Source organism: Micromonospora chersina, assembly GCF_900091475.1.
Lineage (GTDB): Bacteria > Actinomycetota > Actinomycetes > Mycobacteriales > Micromonosporaceae > Micromonospora > Micromonospora chersina.
In genome coordinates, this window is sequence record NZ_FMIB01000002.1 from 6,119,408 (window position 1) to 6,138,731 (window position 19,324).

The window sequence follows — 19,324 nt, forward strand, 5'->3', positions numbered from 1 at the left end:
ACCTACCAGGCCGGGCCGATGGCGTCGGCGACGATCTCCGCCGACAGGGTGACCATGGGGAGGCCGCCGCCCGGGTGGCTGGAGCCGCCGACCAGCCAGAGCCCGGCGGCGGGCCCCCGGTTGGCCGGGCGGAGCAGCCCGCCCGCGGTGCCGTAGATCGCCCCGCCCGGCGCGCCGGTCGCCGCGTCCAGGTCGGCGGGGGTGCGGATCTCCCGGAACACCAGCCGGTCCCGCACGTCCACGCCCCGCTCGGCGAGCACGTCGAGGATCCGGTCGGCGTACGCCTCGGCCAGCCCCGGCCGCCGCCAGTCGACCGCGCCCGCGGCCGTGCCGTGCCGGGCCGCGTTGACCAGCACGAACCACGCCTCGTGCCCCTGCGGGCGGACCACCGGGTCGTCGGCCACCGTGACGAAGACGGTCGGGTCGTGCGCCGGCCGGGCCCGGACGCCCCGCCCCGGGTCGCCGAAGACCGCGTCGAACTCGGCGTCGTTGTCGCGCGGGAAGAAGACGGTGTGGTGGGCCAGCCCGGTGTCGCCGCGGACGCCCAGCAGCAGCACGAATCCGGCCAGGCTGCGGTCAGTGAGCGCCGCCAGACGGCGCGGGGTGGGCAGCAGGTCCCGGTAGACGGTCAGCGCGTCGACGTTGGCCACCACCACGTCGGCGGGGACGGGAGCGGACGACCCGGCGAGGCGTACCCCGTGCACCCGGCCGCCGGCCGCGTCGATGCGGGTGACCGTGGCGCCGGTCCGCACCACCACGCCGAGGTCCAGGCAGCGCGACAGCAGCGCGTCGGCCAGGGTGCCCAGCCCGCCGCGCAGGTACCAGCCGCCGTACGCCAGTTCCGCGTAGGGTACGGCGACCAGCGCGGCCGGCGCGCGGCGCGGGTCGGCGCCGGTGTAGGTGGCGTACCTGTCGAGCAGCATCCGCAGCCGCGGGTCGGACAGGTGCCGGCGGCCCAGCCCGCGCAGGCTGCGGCCGGGGCCGATGGCGGCGAGGTCGCCCAGCCGCCAGGCCAGCGCGGCCAGGTCGCGCGGGGAGTCGACGGTGCGGCGCAGCACGTCCCGGTGGGAGGCCGCCCACACCCGGCCGGCCCGCTGCCAGAGCCGCTGCCAGTCGGCGGCGGCCCGGTCGCCGAGCGCCGCGCCGATCCGGGCGGTGAACTCGGCCGGGTCCGCGCAGGAGTCCAGGGTGGGCCCGCCGTCGGGGAAGACGTGCCGGACGATCGGGTCCAGCGGCACGAGGTCCAGGTACTCGTCGAGCTTCGCGCCGGTCGCCTCGAACAGGTCGTGGAACACCTGCGGCAGGGTGACCAGGCTCGGCCCGGTGTCGAACAGCCACGACCCCTCGGGGGTGTCGTGCCGGTGCCGGCCGAGCTTCCCGCCGACGGTGTCGGCCCGTTCGAGGACGGTGACCTCGTGCCCGGTGACCGCCAGCCGCGCGGCGGTGGCCAGACCGCCCACGCCGGCGCCGATGACCACGATCCGCGCCATGCCGCCCCCTCCTAGCTGACCGGGCGACCCCGCCAGGTGAGCCGGCGTCGCTTCCGCAGATGGTACGACCGCAGGGTCAGCCAACCGAGGACCACGACCGACACGGGGTGTGCCAGCGCGTCGGGCCACGCCCGCCCGCCGGTGGCCCGGGCGCTGACCGCCCGCCCGGCGACGCCGAGCAGGTAGCCGGCCAGCGCGAGCCCGGCCGTGACCGGCGCGCCGGCCACCAGGGCACCGACCGCGACCAGCGGGGGAGCGGTGTAGAGCAGGAGCAGCAGGGCCACCACCACCGCGGCGGCCGCCGGGTGCCCGAACGAGGCCCAGAGCGACTTGCTGTAGCCGTCGCGCAGCTGCGGCCAGCTGTCGTACATCCGGCAGGTGGCCAGCCGCGCGCCGTCGGCGAGGGCGATCCGGCCGCCGGAGCGCTTCACCGCCCGGGCCAGTTCGATGTCCTCCAGGACCCGGTCGGCGACCGCCGCGTGCCCGCCGGCACGCAGGTAGCCGGCCCGGTCCACGACCAGGAACTGCCCGCCCGCCGCCGCGAGCGACGGCCGCGGCGAGCGTTCCATCGCGCGCAGCGGCAGGAAGGTCAGCCACAACCACTGCAGCAGCGGCTGCACGAGCCGGTCGGCCACCGTCCGCACCACGATCCGGGGGTACGGCGACAGCAGCGTCGCGCCCGCCGCGCGCAGTTCGGTGACCGCCGCCGCGACCGCGTACGGGGTGAGCACCACGTCGGCGTCGACGAAGGCCAGCACCGTCGGGGCCGGGTCGGTGCGGGTGGCGAGCTGCCAGCAGGCGTGCGGCTTGCCCAGCCAGCCGGGCGGCGGGGCGACCCCGGTGAGCACTGTGACCTTCGGGTCGGCGCCGGCCACCGCGCGGACCACCTCGGCGGTGCCGTCGGTCGAGCCGTCGTCGAGCACCACGATCCGCAGCTCCGGCACGCCGCGTTGGGCGAGCAGCGCCCGCAGGCACGGGGTGACCCGGTCGGCCTCGTCGCGCAGCGGCAGCAGCACGGCCACCGACTCGGTGACCTCGACCGGGCCGGCGCCGGGGCGGCGCAGCCAGGCGGTGGCGTTGACGAGCGTGTGGGCGGTGAGCGCGGCGACCGCCGCGACCAGGACGAGCGCGGGGATCATGCCGGCGCGTCGACGCGGGGCGTCGGTTGCGCCGCCCCGCGACCGGCCCCGTCCCGGCGGGCGCGCAGCAGCGTCACCGCCAGCGGCACGGCGGCCACCGCCATCCCGGCCGCGCCCCAGAGCGCCGAGGCGGGCAGCCGGAGGAAGACCGCGTGCGCCAGCACGCTGGAGGCGTACGTCCACAGGTAGAGCGCGAACATCGGGGCGTCCCGCCCGTCGGCGCGGTCGACGGCCGGCCCGGCGAGCGGGCGCAGAGCGGTCATCAGCAGCACCGCGAAGAGCAGCCAGCCCAGGTAGTTGCTGACCGGGATGCCGGGCAGGCCGGGCAGGGCCGGGGTGGCGTCCCGCCAGCGCCAGTAGCCCTCGGCCACCATCTGCGGGTCGAGGAAGAGGTCCCAGGCGGCCAGGCCGACCGCGGCCAGGGCGACCCGGCCCGGGCGGGAGCCGGTGAGCCGGACCGCGGTGAGCCAGGCCGGCCAGGCCATCCAGGTCCAGGCCAGCGGGATGATCAGCGGCACCCCGGCCAGCTTCGGGCCCAGCTCGCCCGAGTAGTCGTAGCTGCCGAACGGGAAGCCGGTGGCCACGCCGAGCGCCTCGATGGCGAAGCCGCCGCCGGTGGCCACGGCGACCAGGGCGAGCGCGGTGCGCGGCCCCCGGCTGAGCAGGGCGTGCCCCACGGAGAGCAGCCAGCCGAGCACGACGGTGGCCACGGTCAGCCCGGCCCGGGTCGCGCCGCCGGTGAGCGGGTAGCAGATCTGGGCCAGGACCAGGACGGCCAGCAGCGCCCAGGGCAGCCGGCCCACTGCGCCGTCCCGGTTCGCGACCGCGGGGCTCGACCCCGGCTCGCTCCTCGCGCTCACGGCGTTTCCGGCACCGGCGCGCCGCCGGGGCCGGGCGGGGGCAGCGGCAGGTCCCGGCCCAGCACGCCGAACGGCCGCTCGTCGCCGGGGAAGTGGAAGTGGCGCAGGATGTCGACGAAGCCGAACCGGCGGTAGAGCCGCCAGGCCCGGGACCGCTGCTCGTCGGCCTCCGGCGTGGAGAGCAGGGTGGTGCTGCCCTCGGCCATGGTGAGCAGGGCGCGCAGCTGGCCGGCGCCCAGGCCGTGGCCCTGCGCGGGCGGGCGGACGTGCAGCTCGACCACCTCGAAGCAGTGGGTCAGCCAGCGCCGCCGGGACTCGCCGTCGAGGGCCCGGTGCACCTGGTCGTGCCACCACTGGCCGGCGGCGCCGAGGTAGCCGTACCCGAAGCCGGCCAGGTGGCCCTCGGTGGTGAGGCTGGCGACGGCGCGGAAGCCGGGCCGGCGGACGTGGGTGGCGATGTAGCCGCGCCGGGCCTCCAGCAGGTCGGCGCGGTAGCCCATCGCCTCGCCGTAGACGGCCACCACGTCGTCCAGCCGCCGGACCAGATCGTCCGGCGTCCACCGCACCAACCTCATGCGTTCCCTCTCACCGTTTCCGGGTCGCCTGCGGGGGCGGCCCACCCCAGCACCGTGCGGTCGCCGACCACGTCGCCCACCGCGAACCGCGCGAACAGTTCCTCCGCGTACCAGCCCTCGGTGGGGGTACGCGTGATCGCGGCGCGGTGCTCCGGGTGACGGTACGCGAACGCGACCAGGTCCGCCGGGTCCCGCCACAGGCTCACCGTGCCCTGCCAGCCCAGCGGGGCCTCGCCGACGCCGAACCGGGCGAGCAGCCCGGGCGCGTCGCGCAGGGCGGCGGCGACCGGCGGGATCGCCCGCCAGAAGGTGACCGCCCGGCGGGCCCGCAGCCGGGCCCGGGTCAGCGCCAGCACCGGCCCGGTGACCCGCCCGCCGGACGGCTCGCCGAACGGGCGGCGGCCGGACCACTCGCCCCGGCTCGTCAGCGGGCGCAGCTCCACCCGGACGCCGGCCCGGGCCAGCCGGTCCCAGGAGCGGCCGACCGGGGAGGCGTCGAAGCCGGCCGCCGCGGCGGGGGAGTCCCACACCACGAGGGCGGCCCACCGGGTGAGGTCGGTGTCGCCGGGGCCGAAGCCGGTGCCGGTCCCGGTGCCGAGCAGCTTGGCGAACCGGACGCCGGGCATCCGGCGCAGCCGCGCCGGGTGGGTCGCCATCCGGGCCAGCGCCCGGGGGACGGCCGTGCGGGGGATCCGCCACACGTGCAGCGTGACGAGGTCGGGAGTCACGCCACCTCGGTCGGGGTGCCGGAGGTGAGCCGCAGCAGCTCCGCGTGCGTGGTGGGGAAGACCGCCTGGGGCACGCCGCCGGCCGCCCACACCTCGTCGTACGCCGCCAGCGCGGTGTCCACGAGGGTGCGCAGCGGCTGCGGGTGGCCGACCGGGGCGACTCCGCCGATGACCTGCCCGGTGTGCCGCTTCACGAAGTCCGGGGTGGCCCGGCGCAGGTGGGTGACGCCGAGGGACGCGGCCAGCCCGGCGGTGTCCACCCGGTGCGCGCCGGAGGTGAGCACCAGCAGCGGCGCGTCGTCGGCGTCGAAGACGAGCGAGTTGGCGATGGCGCCGACCTCGACGCCGAGCGCCTCGGCCGCCGCGGCGGCGGTGTGCACGGCCTCGGGCAGCAGGCGGACCTGGCTGGGGCCGCCGGAGGAGTCCCGCGCGCCCGCGTCGTCGAGCGCCCGCTGCACCGCCTGCACGTTCGGGTGTGGCTGCATGCCCCTCATTCTCCCCGGCCGTCCGGGCCGCGCTCGTGCACCCCGCTCGGGTGTCGGGGGCCGGCGGCGGCGCGGGTGGCGATGAACGCCTCGATACCGTCGAGGATCCGGGCCAGGCCGAAGTCGAGGGCCTGGTCGGGGATGTCCGGGTCGATGCCGCGCAGGGCGGCCTCCAGGGCCGGGAAGCGTTCCTCCCGGCCGCGGATCAGGGCGCCGAAGCCGGCCTCCCGGCTCCCGGCGGGCGCGTCGTCCGGCGCGGCGTGCTGGGCCAGGTTGCGGGCGTGCCCGACCAGGAGCACCGCGACGTCGAGCCGCTCGGCGCCGGTCAGCCCGGTGCCGGCGAGGGCGGCGACCACCTGTTCCACCCAGGCCAGCTCGTTCGGGCCGGGCAGCCGGGGGCCGACGGTGGCCGCCTGGGCCCACGGGTGCCGGCGGAACCTGTCGAACAGTTGTCGGGCCCAGTCGTCGAGCCGGCCGCGCCAGTCGGCGTCGGGCGGCGGCGCGGGCGGCTCGCCGACGGCCACCTCCAGCATGAGCGCCACCAGTTCGGCGCGGCCGGGCACGTAGCGGTAGAGCGCCATCTTGGTGACGTCCAGCGACTCGGCGACCCGCTGCATGGTCAGCCCGTCGAGCCCCTCGGCGTCGGCGATGGTGATGCCGGCCCGGGCGATCGCGGCGAGGGTGAGGGTGGGGCGCGGCCCGCGCCGGGGGCCGGTCGGGGCACCCCACAGCAGCTCGTACAGCCGGCGTTTGTCGACGCCACCGGTCTCCACTGTCACCTCTCTTGTTCTCGGGCCGAAACTGTGTCTACAGTACTCTGTATCCGAGGGACACAGTTTAGAACGGGGAAAGACATGCCCACTCCTCTTGGCGGCTTCCGCGTGCTCGTCTCCGGCGCCGGGGTGGCCGGCCCGGCGGTGGCCTGGTGGCTGGCCCGGCACGGCGCCGAGGTCACCGTCGTCGAGGCCGCGCCCGCGCTGCGGACCAGCGGCTTCGCGGTCGACTTCCGGGGCCCCACCCACCTCGGCGTGCTGGCCGCCATGGGCGTGCTCGACGAGTTGCGCGCGGTGCAGACCCACGCCGGCGCGATGAGCCGGGTGGACGAGCACGACCGGGAGGTCTTCCGGCTGCCGGCCGAGTTCGCCGGCGGCGAGCTGGAGGTCCGCCGCCGGGACCTGTCCCGGATCCTGTACGAGCACGGCGCCGACCGGGTCGGCTACCTGTTCGGCGACCGGATCACGGGGCTCACCGAGACCGCCGACGGGGTGCGGGTCGACCTCGCCCGGGGCGCGTCCCGCACCGTCGACCTCGTGGTCGGTGCGGACGGGCTGCACTCCGGGGTGCGCCGGCTGGCGTTCGGGCCGGAGTCGGCGTACGTCACCTACCTCGGCTACCACCTGGCCGGCTGGGACCTGCCCAACGACCTCGGGGCGGGGCCGGTCCCGCGGCAGTACAACGTGCCCGGCCGGATGGCCAGCGTGACCGCCGACCCGCGCGAGCCGGACCGGGCCACCGCCCTGGTGGTGTTCGCCTTGCCCCGGCAGGACCACGACCGGCTCGACCTCGACCGGCAGAAGGCGCTGGTCGCCGACGCCTTCGCCGGGCTGGGCTGGCACGTGCCCCGGCTGCTGGCCGCCCTGCGGGACGCGCCCGAGCTCTACTTCGACGCGATCGCCCGGGTCGGCGTGCCCCGCTGGCACGCCGGCCGGGCCGTGCTGCTCGGCGACGCGGCCTGGGGGGTGACCCTCGGCGGGATGGGGGTGGGCACCGGCCTGGTCGGGGCGTACGTGCTCGCCGGCGAGCTGGCCCTGGCCGGCGGCGACCACCGGGTGGCGCTGCCCGCGTACGAGCGGCGGATGCGGGCCTACGCCGGCCGCTGGCAGCGCGGCGCCAGCCCCGGCCGGTTCCTCGCCCCGGCCACCGGCTGGGGGCTGTGGCTGCGCGACCGGCTGCTGGCCGCCCGCCCGGTCCAGTCGCTGCTGGTGCGGAGCACCGGGTCGCTGGCCACCGAGGCCGACCTGCCCGACTACGCGGCGCGGGTCTGAGCCGCCGCCCGGGAGCCGGGCCAGTCCGGGGTGGCCCGGACCCGGCCGGCGGCGTCCACCAGCAGGGCCGCGTACCCGTCCAGGGTGGCCAGCCAGTCCAGCGCGTCCGCGCCGCGGGCGACGGCCGCGGTGGCGTACACGTCGGCCCAGAGCAGCTCGGGGCCGACCACGGTGACCGACCGGACGGCCTCGGCCGGCCGGCCGGCGCGCGGGTCGGTGATGTGCGCGCCGCGCCGCGCGGTGCCCGACGTGGCGACCGCGCCGTGCGCGCGGGTGACGACGTCGAGCAGCCGCTCGGGGTGGTCCGGGTCCTCGATCCCGACCCGCCAGGCCGGCCGGCCCGGCGCGGTGCGCAGCAGCACGTCCCCGCCGGCGTTGAGGCACAGGTCGTGGTCGGGCAGCGCCAACCGGCGCGCGGCCCGCTCCACCGCCCACCCCTTGACCAGGCCGGACGGGTCGAAGCCGGTGCCTCCCCCGGGCAGCGGCAGCCGCCGGGCGTCGAACCACCCGCCGGTGCGCATCCGGGCCGCCTCGCAGAGTTCGACCACCTCGCGCACCACGGGCTCCGCGGCGGCCGGGTCGGGCATCGCCCCGCCGAGCCGGCCCAGCACGCTGTCCGGCCGGTACGTGCTGAACGTCGCGTCCACCGTGCGCAGCTCGGCGAAGACCCGCTCCACCCGCTCGGCCACCGCGTCGGTGCGCACCTCGGGGCCGCGCAGGTGCACGCTGACCGGCAGCCCCATCACCTGGACCACCCAGGCGCGCCGGTCGGGTTCCCTGGTCAGGTTCATGGCGTCCTCACTTCAGGTGCGCCGCGTCGACAGCGGACTGGAGGGACTCGCGGTAGCCGTCGCTGGTCACGGTGGCCCCGGACACGGTGTCGATCCGCGCGCTCTGCGCCGCGAGGGCCTCCTGCCGCAGGATCGGCACCGCGTAGTCGTTGATCTCCTGGTCCCGGTGGTTGCCGTCGGGCACCTGCACCGCGGTGACGTCGGTGATCTTCCCGCCGGAGACGGTGATCCGCACCTGCACCGGCCCCCACCGGGTCTGTGCCACCGACCCGGTGGCCGTGCCGCTGCCGCCCGACGTACCGCCGCCGCTCGACGTGTCACCGCTTCCGCTCGACGTGTCGCCGCTGTCGTCGGTCGGCGAGCCCGACCCGTCCGCGCCGGTCCAGGAGCTGCCGCTGCCGGCCGGGCCGTCCGGGCCGGAGGCGATCGCGCTGGTCTCCCCGCCCGCGCCCATGGTGCTGGTCCGGTAGCTGAACAGCAGCACCAGCGCGGCCACCGTGGAGAGCAGCCAGATGGTGATCCGTCGCACGGATCCTCCCTTCGCGCCTGTCACCAGGCGAAGCGTTCGTGATGGGTGTGCGCCTCGGGGACCCCGGCCGCGCGGGTCGCGGCGCGCGCGGCGTCGACCCAGCCGTCGGGTCCGCAGAGGAAGACGTCGTGACCGGCGACGCCGGGGGAGAGCCGGCGCAGCGCCTCCGCGTCGGAGAGCCCCTCGGCGTAGGCCGGCAGCCAGGACGGGCGTGCCGCCCGGGGGCCGACCAGGTGGTGCACGACCACCCCGCGCTCGGCGGCGAGCCGGTCCAGCTCCGCCCGGAAGGCCAGGTCCTCGGGGGTACGCGCGCGGTGGAGCAGCACCGCCTGGCCGGGCGCGTACGGCAGCTCCCAGAGCAGGGCCAGCAGCGGGGTGATGCCGACACCGCAGGCCAGCATGGTGATCCCGCCGCCGCGCCAGCGCTCCCCGGTGAGCCGCCCGTACGGCCCCTCGACGAGCACCCGCGTGCCGGGGCGCAGGGCGGCCACCCGGGCGCTGCCGTCGCCCAGGTCCTTGACCGTGATCCGCATGAGGTCGCCGTTCGGCGGCGCGGACAGCGAGTACGGGTGGGCCCGGGACCAGCCGGGGCCGTCCAGGAACCGCCAGAGCAGGAACTGCCCGGCCCGGACGGGCAGCCGGTGCAGGTCGCGCCCGCGCAGCCAGACCGAGGTGACCCCGGGCGCCTCGGGGACCACGGCGGCCACCTCGATCCGGTGCCGCAGCGAGCGCCAGGCGGGCAGGCCCAGCCGCCAGACCAGCACGCTGGCCAGCGCCAGCAGGTAGAGGGTCCACCAGTAGGCGCGGGCGAGCGGCGAGGCGACGAAGTCGGCGCCGGTCCAGAGCTGGTGCGGCAGCGCCAGCGCGACGCCCAGGTACGCGTACAGGTGCAGCAGGTGCCAGGACTCGTAGCGCAGCCGGCGCCGGGCCGCGCGGACCGAGGTCACCACCACCAGCACGAGCAGGGCCAGCGCCGCGGTGGCCAGCAGCATCCCCGGGTACGTGACGACCAGGTCCCAGGTCTCCGCGAGCACCCCCCGGCGGGCGGTGCCGGCGTACCCGAGGACGGTCAGCAGCACGTGCGCCAGGAGCAGGTGGAACGAGGTGAAACCGGTGAGCCGGTGCCAGCGGGCGATCCGGTCCTGGCCGAAGCGCCGCTCGATCAGCGGTACCCGGGCCATGAGCACCACCTGCACCAGCATGAGGTCGGCGCTGACCAGGCCGGCGAGCCGGCCGAGCGAGGTGAGGCCGGTGGCCGCGCCGCCCGACAGCTCCTGCACGCCGCGGTCGGCGGTCCAGAGCGCGGTGACCACCAGCAGGCTGAGCACCGCGGCGGCGCCGGCCACGTCGGCCCACCAGGCCGGGGCGGCCGGCAGGGTCCGGCGCGGGGTCCGCCGGCCGGCGACGGTGGTGCTCACCGGGGGGTCTTCTCGGTACGGCTGACGTTCATGCCGTCAACCCTGCGGGCCGGAACTCGGCGGCTCCTTTGCCGATGCTGTGCGCGCCCTGGGAATCCACCGACCGGCGCATCGACGCGCCGGTGCGTCACACGTTGCATTTTCGTCGGAGGGGGGGTGTACTGTCAGAGCAGTTAGAACGAGTGTTCGATTCACTCGTACGCTCGTTCCAACGTCCGGGAGCGGTGTTTCGCGGCTCCGGCTCCCGGGAGGTGCGGTTCCGCGGACCGCACCGGGCTCCGGACAGTCGCGAGTCCGGACCCGTCAAGGCAGGATCGTCGCCCGCCGCCCACGACCCCCGGGCGGCGGGCGACGGACCCGCCGGTACGCCGGCCGGGTGTGGTGTGGGGAAGCGTCCACACCCGGCCGGCCCCCACCTGGTGCGTCTTCCTCCGCACCGCCCGTTCCGGGCGTCCCGGGCGACGGCTCCCCGTCGCGCGGCCGCCCCGCCCCGGCCCACGCGGAGGAGAGACCATGCCGACCAGTCCGGCCCAGGCGCCCACGGTGCCCGCGCACGTGCTGCCGCACCGCACCCCCGCCCAGCTGCTCGTGGTGGCCCGCCACGGGCTGGCCGAGGCAGCCCGGACCCGCCCCGACGGCCTCCGGTACGCCGCCGCCCACCTCGCCGCGCTGCGCGCCGCCGCCGCCCTGCTCGCCGCCCGCGCCCGCCCCGCGCCCACCCGGCGCAACCGGATCACCAGCGTGTGGGTGCTGCTCGCCGCCGTCGCCCCCGAGCTGGACGAGTGGGCGGCCTACTTCGCCACCGGCGCCGGCAAGCGGGCCGCCGCCGAGGCCGGCATCCCCCGGGTGGTCACCGCCCGGGAGGCCGACGACCTGCTCCGCGCCGCCGAGGAGTTCGTGACGGTGGTGGAGACCGCGCTCGGCCTGGCACACCAACCGGCGCTCGACGGGCTGCACCAGCCCACCCGGCTCGGCACGCCCGACGCCACGCCCCGACCCGGAGCGGCCGCCGCCTGAGCCGCGGCGCCCGGCCACCACCGGCGGGACCCCGGGTGGCCGGGCGCCGCACCCCGGCGACGGCGAGCACGCCGCCGCCGGACCGCTGAGCGCGTCCCGCACCGCACGATCCACAGCACCATCCACGGGCCGGCGCCCGTGGTGAACACACGACGGGGGGTTGGTCCGATGGCGGGCCGCATGGTGGTCGGTTCCGCCGCCCTGGCCGAGCTGGTACGCCCGGCGAGCGCGCCCGACCCGGCCGGCGGCCACCGGGTGCTCCCCGTCCGGCCCGAGCTGACCGGGCTGCTGCCCAACCGCGGCCTGCGGCGCGGCAGCACCATCGCGGTCGGTTCCGGCCAGCCCCGGCGCAGCGGCGCCACCTCCCTGATCCTCGCCCTGCTCGCCGAGGCGTCCCGGGCCGGCTCGTGGTGCGCCGTGGTGGGCGTACCCACCTTCGGGGCCGGCGCGGCGGCCGAGGCGGGCATCGCCCTGGACCGGCTCGCCCTCGTGCCGAACCCCGGGCCGGAGTGGCCCACCGTCGTCGCCGCGCTCATCGACGGGGTCGACGTGGTGGTCACCGCCGTGCCGACCACGGTCTCCGCCTCGGTCGCCACCCGGCTGGCCGCCCGGGCCCGGCAGCGCGGCAGCGTGCTCGTCCCGTACGGCCGGTGGGACGGCGCGGACGTGACGCTCCAGGTGGTCCGCGGGGTCTGGGAGGGGCTCGGGCCGGGCCGGGGCCGGCTGCGCCGCCGGGAGGTGACCGTCTCGGCCCGCGGCCGCGGCGCGGCCGCCCGCCCCAAGGAGATCAAGGTCTGGCTGCCCGGCGACGAGCTGACCCAGGTGATCCCCCGGTCGGCCGGGCTCGGCGCGGCCACCCGGCCCGCCGCCGTCCCCGGTGCCGGCCGGCTCCGCGTGGTGGCGCCGGCCGGCCCGTCCGCCTCCGCCGCCCGGTCCCGCCGGGGGCCGCTCACCGTGGTCGGGTCGGCATGAGCGGCGCTCCGGCGCGGACCCTGCTGCTCTGGTGCCCCGACTGGCCGGTCCTCGCCGCCGAGATCGTCGACGGGGTGCCGGCCACCGACCCGGTCGCGGTGCTGCACGCCAACCGGGTGGTCGCCTGCTCCGAGCGGGCCCGCGCCGAGGGCGTCCGCCGGGGGCTGCGCCGGCGGGAGGCGCAGGGGCGCTGCCCGCAGCTCACCGTCGTCGACCACGACCCCGCCCGGGACGCCCGGGCGTTCGAGCCGGTGGTGGCCGCCGTCGAGGAGGTGGTCGCCGGGGTCGAGGTGATCCGCCCCGGGGCCTGCGCGCTGGCCGCCCGGGGCCCCAGCCGCTACCTCGGCGGCGAGGAGGCGGCGGCCGAGCGGATCGTCGAGCACGTCGCACAGACCTGCGCGGTGGAGAGCCAGGTCGGCATCGCCGACGGGGTCTTCGCGGCCGGGCTGGCCGCCCGGGACGGGCGGATCGTGCCTCCCGGCGGAACCCCGGAGTTCCTGGCCGGCCTGCCCGTCGAGGCGCTCGGCCGGCCCACCCTGACCGACCTGCTGCGCCGGCTGGGCGTCCGCACCCTCGGCGACTTCGCCGCGCTGCCCGCCGGGGACGTGCTGGCCCGGTTCGGCTTCGACGGGGCGCTGGCCCACCGGCTCGCCGCCGGCCGGGACCACCGGCCGCTGGCGGTCCGGCAGCCGCCCGCCGACCTGACCGTCACGGCCGACCACGACGAGCCGATCGACCGGGTCGACGCCGCGGCGTTCGCCGCCCGCACACTGGCCGAGCAGTTGCACGAGCGGCTCGCCGCGCACGGGCTGGCCTGCACCCGGCTCGGCATCGAGGCGGTCACCGCGCACGGCCAGGAACTGCACCGGGTCTGGCGGCACGACGGGCTGCTCACCGCCGCGGCCATCGCCGACCGGGTCCGCTGGCAGCTCGACGGCTGGCTCTCCGGCAGCAACGGCCGGGGTGGCGCCCGCCCGGCCCGCCCCACCGCCGGGATCATCCGGCTGCGGCTGGTGCCGGACGGGGTGCTCGCCCAGGCCGGCCTGCAACCCGGCCTGTGGGGGGAGACCGGCGAGGAGCGGGAGCGGGCGCACCGCGCGTTGAGCCGGGTGCAGGGCATCCTCGGCCCCGAGGCGGTGGTCACCGCCGTGCTCGGCGGCGGGCGTTCCCCGGCCGACCAGGTGCGCCTGGTCCCGTGGGGCGACGAGCGCCTGCCCGCCCGCCCCGGCCCACCACCCCTGCCGCCCGCCGAGCCCTCGCCGCCCGCCGCCGCACCGGAACGGGCCGTGTCCATCCGTTCCCGGGCGGCGGCGCCGGTGCCGCCGTGGCCGGGGCGGATCCCGCCGCCCGCGCCGGCCGTGGTGCTGCCCACCCCGCTGCCGGCCGCCGTGCACGACGCCGCCGGCGAGCCCGTCGTCGTCAGCGCCCGGCTGGCGGTCAGCGCCGCGCCGGCCCGGCTCACCGTCGGCGCCGGCCGGCCCGCCGAGATCGCCGGGTGGGTCGGCCCGTGGCCGGTGGACGAGCGCTGGTGGGCGCCGGCCGAGGCCCGCCGCCGGGCCCGCTTCCAGGTGTGCCTGGCCGACGGGGCCGCCCTGCTGCTCGCCGTCGAGGGCGGCCAGTGGCTGGTGGAGGCGATCTATGACTGAGCGCCGCCGGGGAGACCGCCGGTGAGCTTCCACAACCCGAAGATGCCCTGGTCGGAGCTGGAGCAGGTGCTCTCCGGGCGGTCCGGGTCCGGCAAGGGGCGGCCCAAGGGCGAGCGGCACCTGCACGTGGTGGACCCGCTCGCGGTCGACGCCGACGGCGGCGACGCACCGGCGTGGAGCCGCAAACGCCAGCACTACCAGCCGCCGGAGCTGGACCGCCCGGACGGCACCGTGCCCTACGCGGAGCTGCACGCGCACTCCAACTTCAGCTTCCTCGACGGCGCCAGCCACCCCGAGGAGCTGGCCGAGGAGGCCGCCCGGCTGGGGCTCACCGCGCTCGCCGTCACCGACCACGACGGCTTCTACGGCGTGGTGCGCTTCGCCGAGGCGGCCCGCGCGCTGCACCTGCCGACGGTCTTCGGCGCGGAGCTCTCCCTCGGGCTGCCCGGCCCGCAGAACGGCGAGCCGGACCCGCACGGCGCGCACCTGCTGGTGCTGGCCCACGGCCACGAGGGGTACGCCCGGCTCGCCGCCACCATCGCCCGGGCCCAGCTGCGCGGCGGCGAGAAGGGCCGCCCGGTCTACGGCGAGCTGGAGGAGGTGGCCGCCGAGCTGCGCGACCACGTGCTGGTGCTCACCGGCTGCCGCAAGGGGCACGTGCCCGCCGCGCTGCTCACCGAGGGCGTCGACGCGGCGGCCCGGGAGCTGGACCGGCTCACCGCGCTCTTCGGCGCCGAGACGGTGGCGGTGGAGCTGACCGACCACGGCCACCCGCTCGACGCCGACCGCAACGACGCGCTGGCCGAGCTGGCCGCCGCGGCGGGGCTGCCCACGGTGGCCACCAACAACGTGCACTACGCCACCCCGGGCCGGCGCCGGCTGGCCACCACGGTGGCGGCGGTGCGGGCCCGGCGCAGCCTGGACGAGATCGACGGCTGGCTGCCCGCCGCCGCCACCGCCCACCTGCGCAGCGGCGCGGAGATGGCGGCGCGGTTCGCCGCGTACCCGGGTGCGGTGGCCCGGGCCGCCGAGTTCGGCGCGGAACTCGCCTTCGACCTGCAACTGGTGGCGCCGCAGCTGCCGGCGTACCCGGTGCCGCCGGGGCACACCGAGATGAGCTGGCTGCGCCACCTCACCATGGCCGGCGCCCGGGAGCGCTACGGCCCGCCCGAGGCGCACCCGGACGCGTACGCGCAGCTGGAGCACGAGCTGCGGATGATCGAGGACCTGGGCTTCCCCGGCTACTTCCTGGTGGTCTACGACATCGTCGCGTTCTGCCGCGAGCAGGACATCTACTGCCAGGGCCGGGGCTCGGCGGCCAACTCGGCGGTCTGCTACGCGCTGCGGATCACCAACGTGGACGCGGTGCGGCACCGGCTGCTCTTCGAGCGGTTCCTCGCGCCGGAGCGGGACGGCCCGCCCGACATCGACGTGGACATCGAGTCCGACCGCCGGGAGGAGGTGATCCAGCACGTCTACGCCCGGTACGGCCGGGAGCACACCGCCCAGGTCGCCAACGTCATCTCCTACCGGCCGCGGTCGGCGGTGCGGGACGTGGCCAAGGCGTTCGGCTTCTCGCCCGGGCAGCAGGACGCCTGGAGCAAGCAGATCGACCGCTGGGGCTCGGTCGCGGCGGTCGACGTCGAGGACATCCCCGAGCAGGTGGTGGCGTACGCCAACGAGCTCCAGACGTTCCCCCGGCACCTGGGCATCCACTCCGGCGGCATGGTGATCTGCGACCGGCCGGTGATCGAGGTCTGCCCGGTGGAGTGGGGCCGGATGCCCGGCCGCAGCGTGCTCCAGTGGGACAAGGACGACTGCGCCGCCGTCGGCCTGGTCAAGTTCGACCTGCTCGGCCTCGGCATGCTCTCCGCACTGCACTACGGCTACGACCTGATCGGGATGAGCCTGGACCTGGGCGACATGACCCTGGACGACCCCGAGGTCTACGACATGCTCTGCCGCGCCGACTCGGTCGGGGTGTTCCAGGTGGAGAGCCGCGCCCAGATGGCCACCCTGCCCCGGCTCAAGCCCCGCGAGTTCTACGACCTGGTGGTGGAAGTGGCGCTGATCCGTCCCGGCCCGATCCAGGGCGGCTCGGTGCACCCGTACATCCGGCGCAAGAACGGCCAGGAGCCGGTGACCTTCGCGCACCCGCTGATGCGCAACGCGCTGGAGAAGACCCTCGGCGTGCCGCTGTTCCAGGAGCAGCTCATGCAGCTCGCCATCGACCTGGCCGGCTTCGACGCGGCCGGGGCCGACCAGCTGCGCCGGGCCATGGGGGCGAAGCGCTCGGTGGAGCGGATGGCGCAGATCGCCGACCGGCTCTACGCCGGGATGGCCGAGCGGGGCATCAGCGGCGAGCTGGCCGACGACGTCTACCGCAAGCTGACCGCGTTCGCCAGCTACGGCTTCCCGGAGAGCCACGCCATGAGCTTCGCCTACCTCGTGTACGCGAGTTCCTGGCTGAAGCGCTACCACCCGGGCCCGTTCCTGGCCGCGCTGCTCAACGCCCAGCCGATGGGCTTCTACTCGCCGCAGACCCTTGTCGACGACGCCCGCCGGCACGGTGTCGAGGTCCGCCGGCCGGACATCAACGCCAGCGGCGCGAAGGCGGTGCTGGAGTCCACCCCGGAGACCCGGTGGGGGAGCCAGCCGGGCGAGCCGCCGCACGCCTGGGGGCTGGGCGGCCCGGCGGTCCGGCTGGGGCTGGGCAGCGTGCGTACCCTCGGCGACGACGTGGCCGAGCGGATCGAGGCGGAGCGGACGGCTCACGGGCCGTACCGGGACATGCCGGACCTGGCCCGCCGGGCCGGCCTGACGGCGGCGCACCTGGAGGCGCTGGCCACCGCCGACGCCTTCGCCTGTTTCGGGCTGACCCGGCGGCAGGCCCTCTGGGCCGCCGGCGCGGCGGCCCAGGACCGGCCGGGCCGGCTCCCCGGCACGGTGACCGGCACGACCCCGCCCACACTGCCCGGGATGGAGGCGGTGGACCGCCTGGTCGCCGACGTCTGGGCCACCGGGCTGTCCCCGGAGAGCCACCCGGCCCGGTTCATCCGGGACCGGCTGGACGCCCTGGGCGCGGTGCCGATCGCCCGGCTGGGCCGGGTGGAGCCCGGGCAGCGGATCCGGGTCGGCGGGATCGTCACCCACCGGCAGCGCCCGGCGACCGCCGGCGGGGTCACCTTCCTCAACCTGGAGGACGAGACCGGCATGCTGAATGTCACTTGCTCCCCGGGGCTCTGGCAGCGCTACCGTCGAGTCGCCCGCACCAGCGGCGCGCTGGTGGTGCGGGGCCGGTTGCAGCGGCACGAGGGCGTCACCAGCCTCACCGCGGACCGGCTGGACGCGATCGAGCCCCCCGTCACGCCGGCGTCCCGGGATTTCCGTTGAGATCAGTGATCCACATTACGGTTTCCCGGCCCCGGACGCGGGAGACTCCCGGCACGGATGGGCAGAGTGGCCCACCCGCGTAGTGGGGGATGAACCGATGACCTTTCACAGCACGTACCCCGGTGGCGTGGCGAACGCCCGACGGACCCGGCTGGGCGCCGGCTGGGCGCCCACCCACGAGGTGGAGCCCCGGGAATACCAGGTGACCGACGGGCCGGTGGCCAACGCCCAGCGGTCCCGCGCGGAGGAGGACCCCGCCGGCGGTGGCGAGTCCTGACCCCGGGCCCGGGGGTGACTAGGCTCGGCGGCGTGGAGCGCACCCGAACCCTGACCCCCCGCACCGCCGTGATCTGGGCGGTGCTCCGGGCCGAGCTGGACCGGCGGGCCGGCGAGCGGCTCACCGTGCTCGACGTCGGCGGCGGGACCGGCGGCTTCGCCGTCCCGCTCGCCGACGCCGGCCACCGGGTCACCGTGGTCGACGCCAGCCCCGACGCGCTCGCCGCGTTGACCCGCCGGGCCGCCGAGGCCGGGGTCGCCGAGCGGGTACGCGCCGTCCAGGGCGACGGCGACGCGCTCGCCGGGCTGGTCGAGCCGGCCACCGTCGACCTGGTGCTCTGCCACTCGGTGCTGGAGGTGGTGGACGATCCCGCCCCGGTGGTCGCCGCGCTGGCCGCCGCCCTGCGCCCCGGTGGCGCGGCGAGCGTGCTGGTCGCCGGCCGGGCCGCCGCCGTGCTGGCCCGGGCCATGAACGGCCACCTGGACGTGGCCGCCGCGCTCGCCGCCGACCCGGCCGGCGCCGCCGGCCCCCGGGACACCCTGCGCCGCCGCTACGACGCCGACGGCGCCACCGCCCTGCTCGCGGCCGCCGGGCTCACCGTCGAGGAGATCCACGGCGTACGCGTGCTCGCCGACCTGCTCCCGGCCGCCGTGGCGGACGGCCAGGCGGCCGCCCTGGTGGAGCTGGAACGGGCCCTCGCCGCCCGGCCGCCCTACCGCGACCTCGCCGCCCAGCTGCACCTGTTCGCCCGCCGCCCGGCATGACCGGCCCGGCGGTGGGTCCGCTCGACCGGGTCGCGCCCCGCTACGGCGGCGGCAGCCTGGCCGACGTGCTGCCCAGCGCGCTGGCGCTGCTCGGCGTGCCCGGCGCCGCCGACCTGCTCGGCCTGGCGCCCCGGCTGGCCGGGGTGCGGCGGGTCGCCGTGCTGCTGGTCGACGGGCTCGGCTGGTACCAGATCCCCACCGCCGCCCCGTACGCGCCGACCCTGGCCGGGCTGGCCGCCACGGTCGGCGTCCCGCTCACCTCGGGTTTCCCCTCCACCACCCCGACCAGCCTGGTCAGCCTCGGCACCGGAACCCCGTCCGGCCCGCACGGGGTGCTCGGTTTCACGGTCCGGGTGCCCGGCACCGATCGGGTGCTCAACCACGTCGACTGGGCCGGTGACCCGGAGCCGTCCGCGTGGCAGCCGGTCCCGACCTGGTACGAGCGCGCTCGCGCCGCCGGCGTGGCGGTCACCGTGGTCAGCCGCCCCGAGTTTGCCGGCAGCGGCCTCACCCTGGCCGCGAACCGGGGCGGCGACTACCGGGGCGCGGCCGGCGCCGACCCGCTCGCCGAGCGGATGCTCGCCGCCCTGGCGGCCGGTCCCGGGCCGACCCTGGTCTCCGGCTACCACCCCGACCTGGACCGGCACGGGCACCTCACCGGCGTCGACTCCGCGCCCTGGCGGCTGGCCGCCGCCGACGTGGACCGCCTGCTCGCCCGGCTGGTCGACGGGCTGCCGCCGGACGCCGCCCTGCTGGTCACCGCCGACCACGGGCAGCTCAACGTGCCCGACGGGCACCGGATCGACCTCGACACCGACCCCCGGCTGCGGGCCGGCGTCCGGGTGGTGGCCGGCGAGCCCCGGGTCCGCTACCTGCACGTCGAGCCGGGCGCCACCGCCGACGTGGTGGCCGCCTGGTCGGCGGTGCTGGACGGCGCCGCCCGGGTGCTGACCCGGGCGGAGGCGGTGGCCACCGGCTGGTTCGGGCCGGTGCCGGAGGCGCACCTGGGCCGGATCGGCGACGTGGTGGTGGTCTGCCGGGACACGTACGCCGTGGTCGCCACCCGCTCGGAGCCGCCGATGGCGTCGCGGCTGGTCGCGTACCACGGCGCGGACACCGCCGCCGAGATGACCATCCCGCTGCTGGTGGTCCGCGGCTGACCCGGCCGGCGCCGGTCTGTCGGACCGGGGGGCTA

At 77.4% G+C, this 19,324-nt stretch carries 18 protein-coding genes; 8 read left to right on the plus strand and 10 right to left on the minus strand.

Features of this window, described 5'->3' with window-relative positions:
* Positions 1 to 2: 2 nt before the first annotated feature.
* From GA0070603_RS28555 to GA0070603_RS28585, 7 genes are read right to left on the minus strand one after another with little or no spacing between them, the layout of a single operon-like run.
* A complete protein-coding gene (locus GA0070603_RS28555) occupies positions 3 to 1,490 on the minus strand; it encodes a phytoene desaturase family protein (protein ID WP_091320234.1) in 1,488 nt (495 codons plus the stop codon).
* Positions 1,491 to 1,501: 11 nt separating this feature from the next.
* A complete protein-coding gene (locus tag GA0070603_RS28560) occupies positions 1,502 to 2,629 on the minus strand; it encodes a glycosyltransferase family 2 protein (protein WP_091320238.1) in 1,128 nt (375 codons plus the stop codon).
* Positions 2,626 to 3,432 carry a carotenoid biosynthesis protein gene (locus tag GA0070603_RS28565; RefSeq protein WP_091320242.1) on the minus strand — a complete coding sequence of 269 codons (807 nt, stop codon included), beginning with the start codon at positions 3,430 to 3,432 and terminating at the stop codon, positions 2,626 to 2,628. Before GA0070603_RS28565 ends, GA0070603_RS28560 begins: the two co-directional genes overlap by 4 nt.
* A 53-nt stretch (positions 3,433 to 3,485) precedes the next feature.
* Positions 3,486 to 4,064: a GNAT family N-acetyltransferase gene (locus GA0070603_RS28570; protein ID WP_091320245.1), complete on the minus strand. Its 579-nt coding sequence runs from the start codon at positions 4,062 to 4,064 to the stop codon at positions 3,486 to 3,488.
* Complete coding sequence (locus GA0070603_RS28575; RefSeq protein ID WP_091320249.1) at positions 4,061 to 4,792, minus strand: monooxygenase; 732 nt, start codon at positions 4,790 to 4,792, stop codon at positions 4,061 to 4,063. The genes GA0070603_RS28570 and GA0070603_RS28575 overlap by 4 nt, the downstream gene beginning before the upstream one ends.
* On the minus strand, positions 4,789 to 5,277 hold the full coding sequence (locus GA0070603_RS28580; RefSeq protein WP_091320253.1) for a YbaK/EbsC family protein: 489 nt from the start codon (positions 5,275 to 5,277) through the stop codon (positions 4,789 to 4,791). Before GA0070603_RS28580 ends, GA0070603_RS28575 begins: the two co-directional genes overlap by 4 nt.
* Positions 5,278 to 5,282: 5 nt before the next feature.
* Complete coding sequence (locus tag GA0070603_RS28585; protein WP_244282635.1) at positions 5,283 to 6,056, minus strand: TetR/AcrR family transcriptional regulator; 774 nt, start codon at positions 6,054 to 6,056, stop codon at positions 5,283 to 5,285.
* A 75-nt stretch (positions 6,057 to 6,131) separates the two neighbouring features.
* Between GA0070603_RS28585 and GA0070603_RS28590 the strand changes: the two genes are divergently transcribed.
* Positions 6,132 to 7,322, plus strand: a complete 1,191-nt coding sequence (locus GA0070603_RS28590; RefSeq protein WP_091320257.1) for an FAD-dependent monooxygenase — start codon at positions 6,132 to 6,134, stop codon at positions 7,320 to 7,322.
* Here the strand turns inward: GA0070603_RS28590 and GA0070603_RS28595 are convergent.
* The 3 genes from GA0070603_RS28595 to GA0070603_RS28605 are packed head-to-tail and all read right to left on the minus strand — an operon-like array spanning position 7,304 to position 10,060.
* Positions 7,304 to 8,113 (minus strand): FAD:protein FMN transferase, encoded by an 810-nt coding sequence (locus GA0070603_RS28595; RefSeq protein ID WP_091320260.1) that lies wholly within the window; start codon positions 8,111 to 8,113, stop codon positions 7,304 to 7,306. The genes GA0070603_RS28590 and GA0070603_RS28595 overlap by 19 nt on opposite strands.
* A gap of 7 nt (positions 8,114 to 8,120) precedes the next feature.
* Positions 8,121 to 8,642, minus strand: a complete 522-nt coding sequence (locus GA0070603_RS28600) for an FMN-binding protein (RefSeq protein ID WP_091320263.1) — start codon at positions 8,640 to 8,642, stop codon at positions 8,121 to 8,123.
* Between the two features lie 20 nt (positions 8,643 to 8,662).
* Positions 8,663 to 10,060 (minus strand): ferredoxin reductase family protein, encoded by a 1,398-nt coding sequence (locus GA0070603_RS28605; RefSeq protein ID WP_244282636.1) that lies wholly within the window; start codon positions 10,058 to 10,060, stop codon positions 8,663 to 8,665.
* Between the two features lie 513 nt (positions 10,061 to 10,573).
* Between GA0070603_RS28605 and GA0070603_RS28610 the strand changes: the two genes are divergently transcribed.
* The 7 genes from GA0070603_RS28610 (at position 10,574) to GA0070603_RS28640 (ending at position 19,289) form a co-directional block, all read left to right on the plus strand.
* Entirely contained in the window at positions 10,574 to 11,077 is a 504-nt protein-coding gene (locus tag GA0070603_RS28610) for an SAV_6107 family HEPN domain-containing protein (RefSeq protein WP_091320267.1), read from the plus strand.
* A gap of 168 nt (positions 11,078 to 11,245) precedes the next feature.
* The gene (locus GA0070603_RS28615) at positions 11,246 to 12,049 is read left to right on the plus strand and encodes a DnaE2-dependent mutagenesis accessory factor ImuA' (protein WP_091320272.1); all 804 of its coding nucleotides are present in this window, start codon (positions 11,246 to 11,248) and stop codon (positions 12,047 to 12,049) included.
* Positions 12,046 to 13,695, plus strand: coding sequence for a DNA polymerase Y family protein (locus GA0070603_RS28620; RefSeq protein WP_091320276.1), 1,650 nt, complete (start codon positions 12,046 to 12,048; stop codon positions 13,693 to 13,695). The genes GA0070603_RS28615 and GA0070603_RS28620 overlap by 4 nt, the downstream gene beginning before the upstream one ends.
* 21 nt (positions 13,696 to 13,716) lie before the next feature.
* Positions 13,717 to 17,088, plus strand: a complete 3,372-nt coding sequence (locus GA0070603_RS28625) for an error-prone DNA polymerase (RefSeq protein ID WP_091320280.1) — start codon at positions 13,717 to 13,719, stop codon at positions 17,086 to 17,088.
* A 97-nt stretch (positions 17,089 to 17,185) separates the two neighbouring features.
* The gene (locus GA0070603_RS28630) at positions 17,186 to 17,365 is read left to right on the plus strand and encodes a hypothetical protein (protein WP_091268414.1); all 180 of its coding nucleotides are present in this window, start codon (positions 17,186 to 17,188) and stop codon (positions 17,363 to 17,365) included.
* A 14-nt stretch (positions 17,366 to 17,379) separates the two neighbouring features.
* On the plus strand, positions 17,380 to 18,129 hold the full coding sequence (locus GA0070603_RS28635) for a methyltransferase domain-containing protein (RefSeq protein WP_187399724.1): 750 nt from the start codon (positions 17,380 to 17,382) through the stop codon (positions 18,127 to 18,129).
* Positions 18,126 to 19,289: an alkaline phosphatase family protein gene (locus GA0070603_RS28640; RefSeq protein WP_091320287.1), complete on the plus strand. Its 1,164-nt coding sequence runs from the start codon at positions 18,126 to 18,128 to the stop codon at positions 19,287 to 19,289. The genes GA0070603_RS28635 and GA0070603_RS28640 overlap by 4 nt, the downstream gene beginning before the upstream one ends.
* Positions 19,290 to 19,324: the final 35 nt, after the last annotated feature.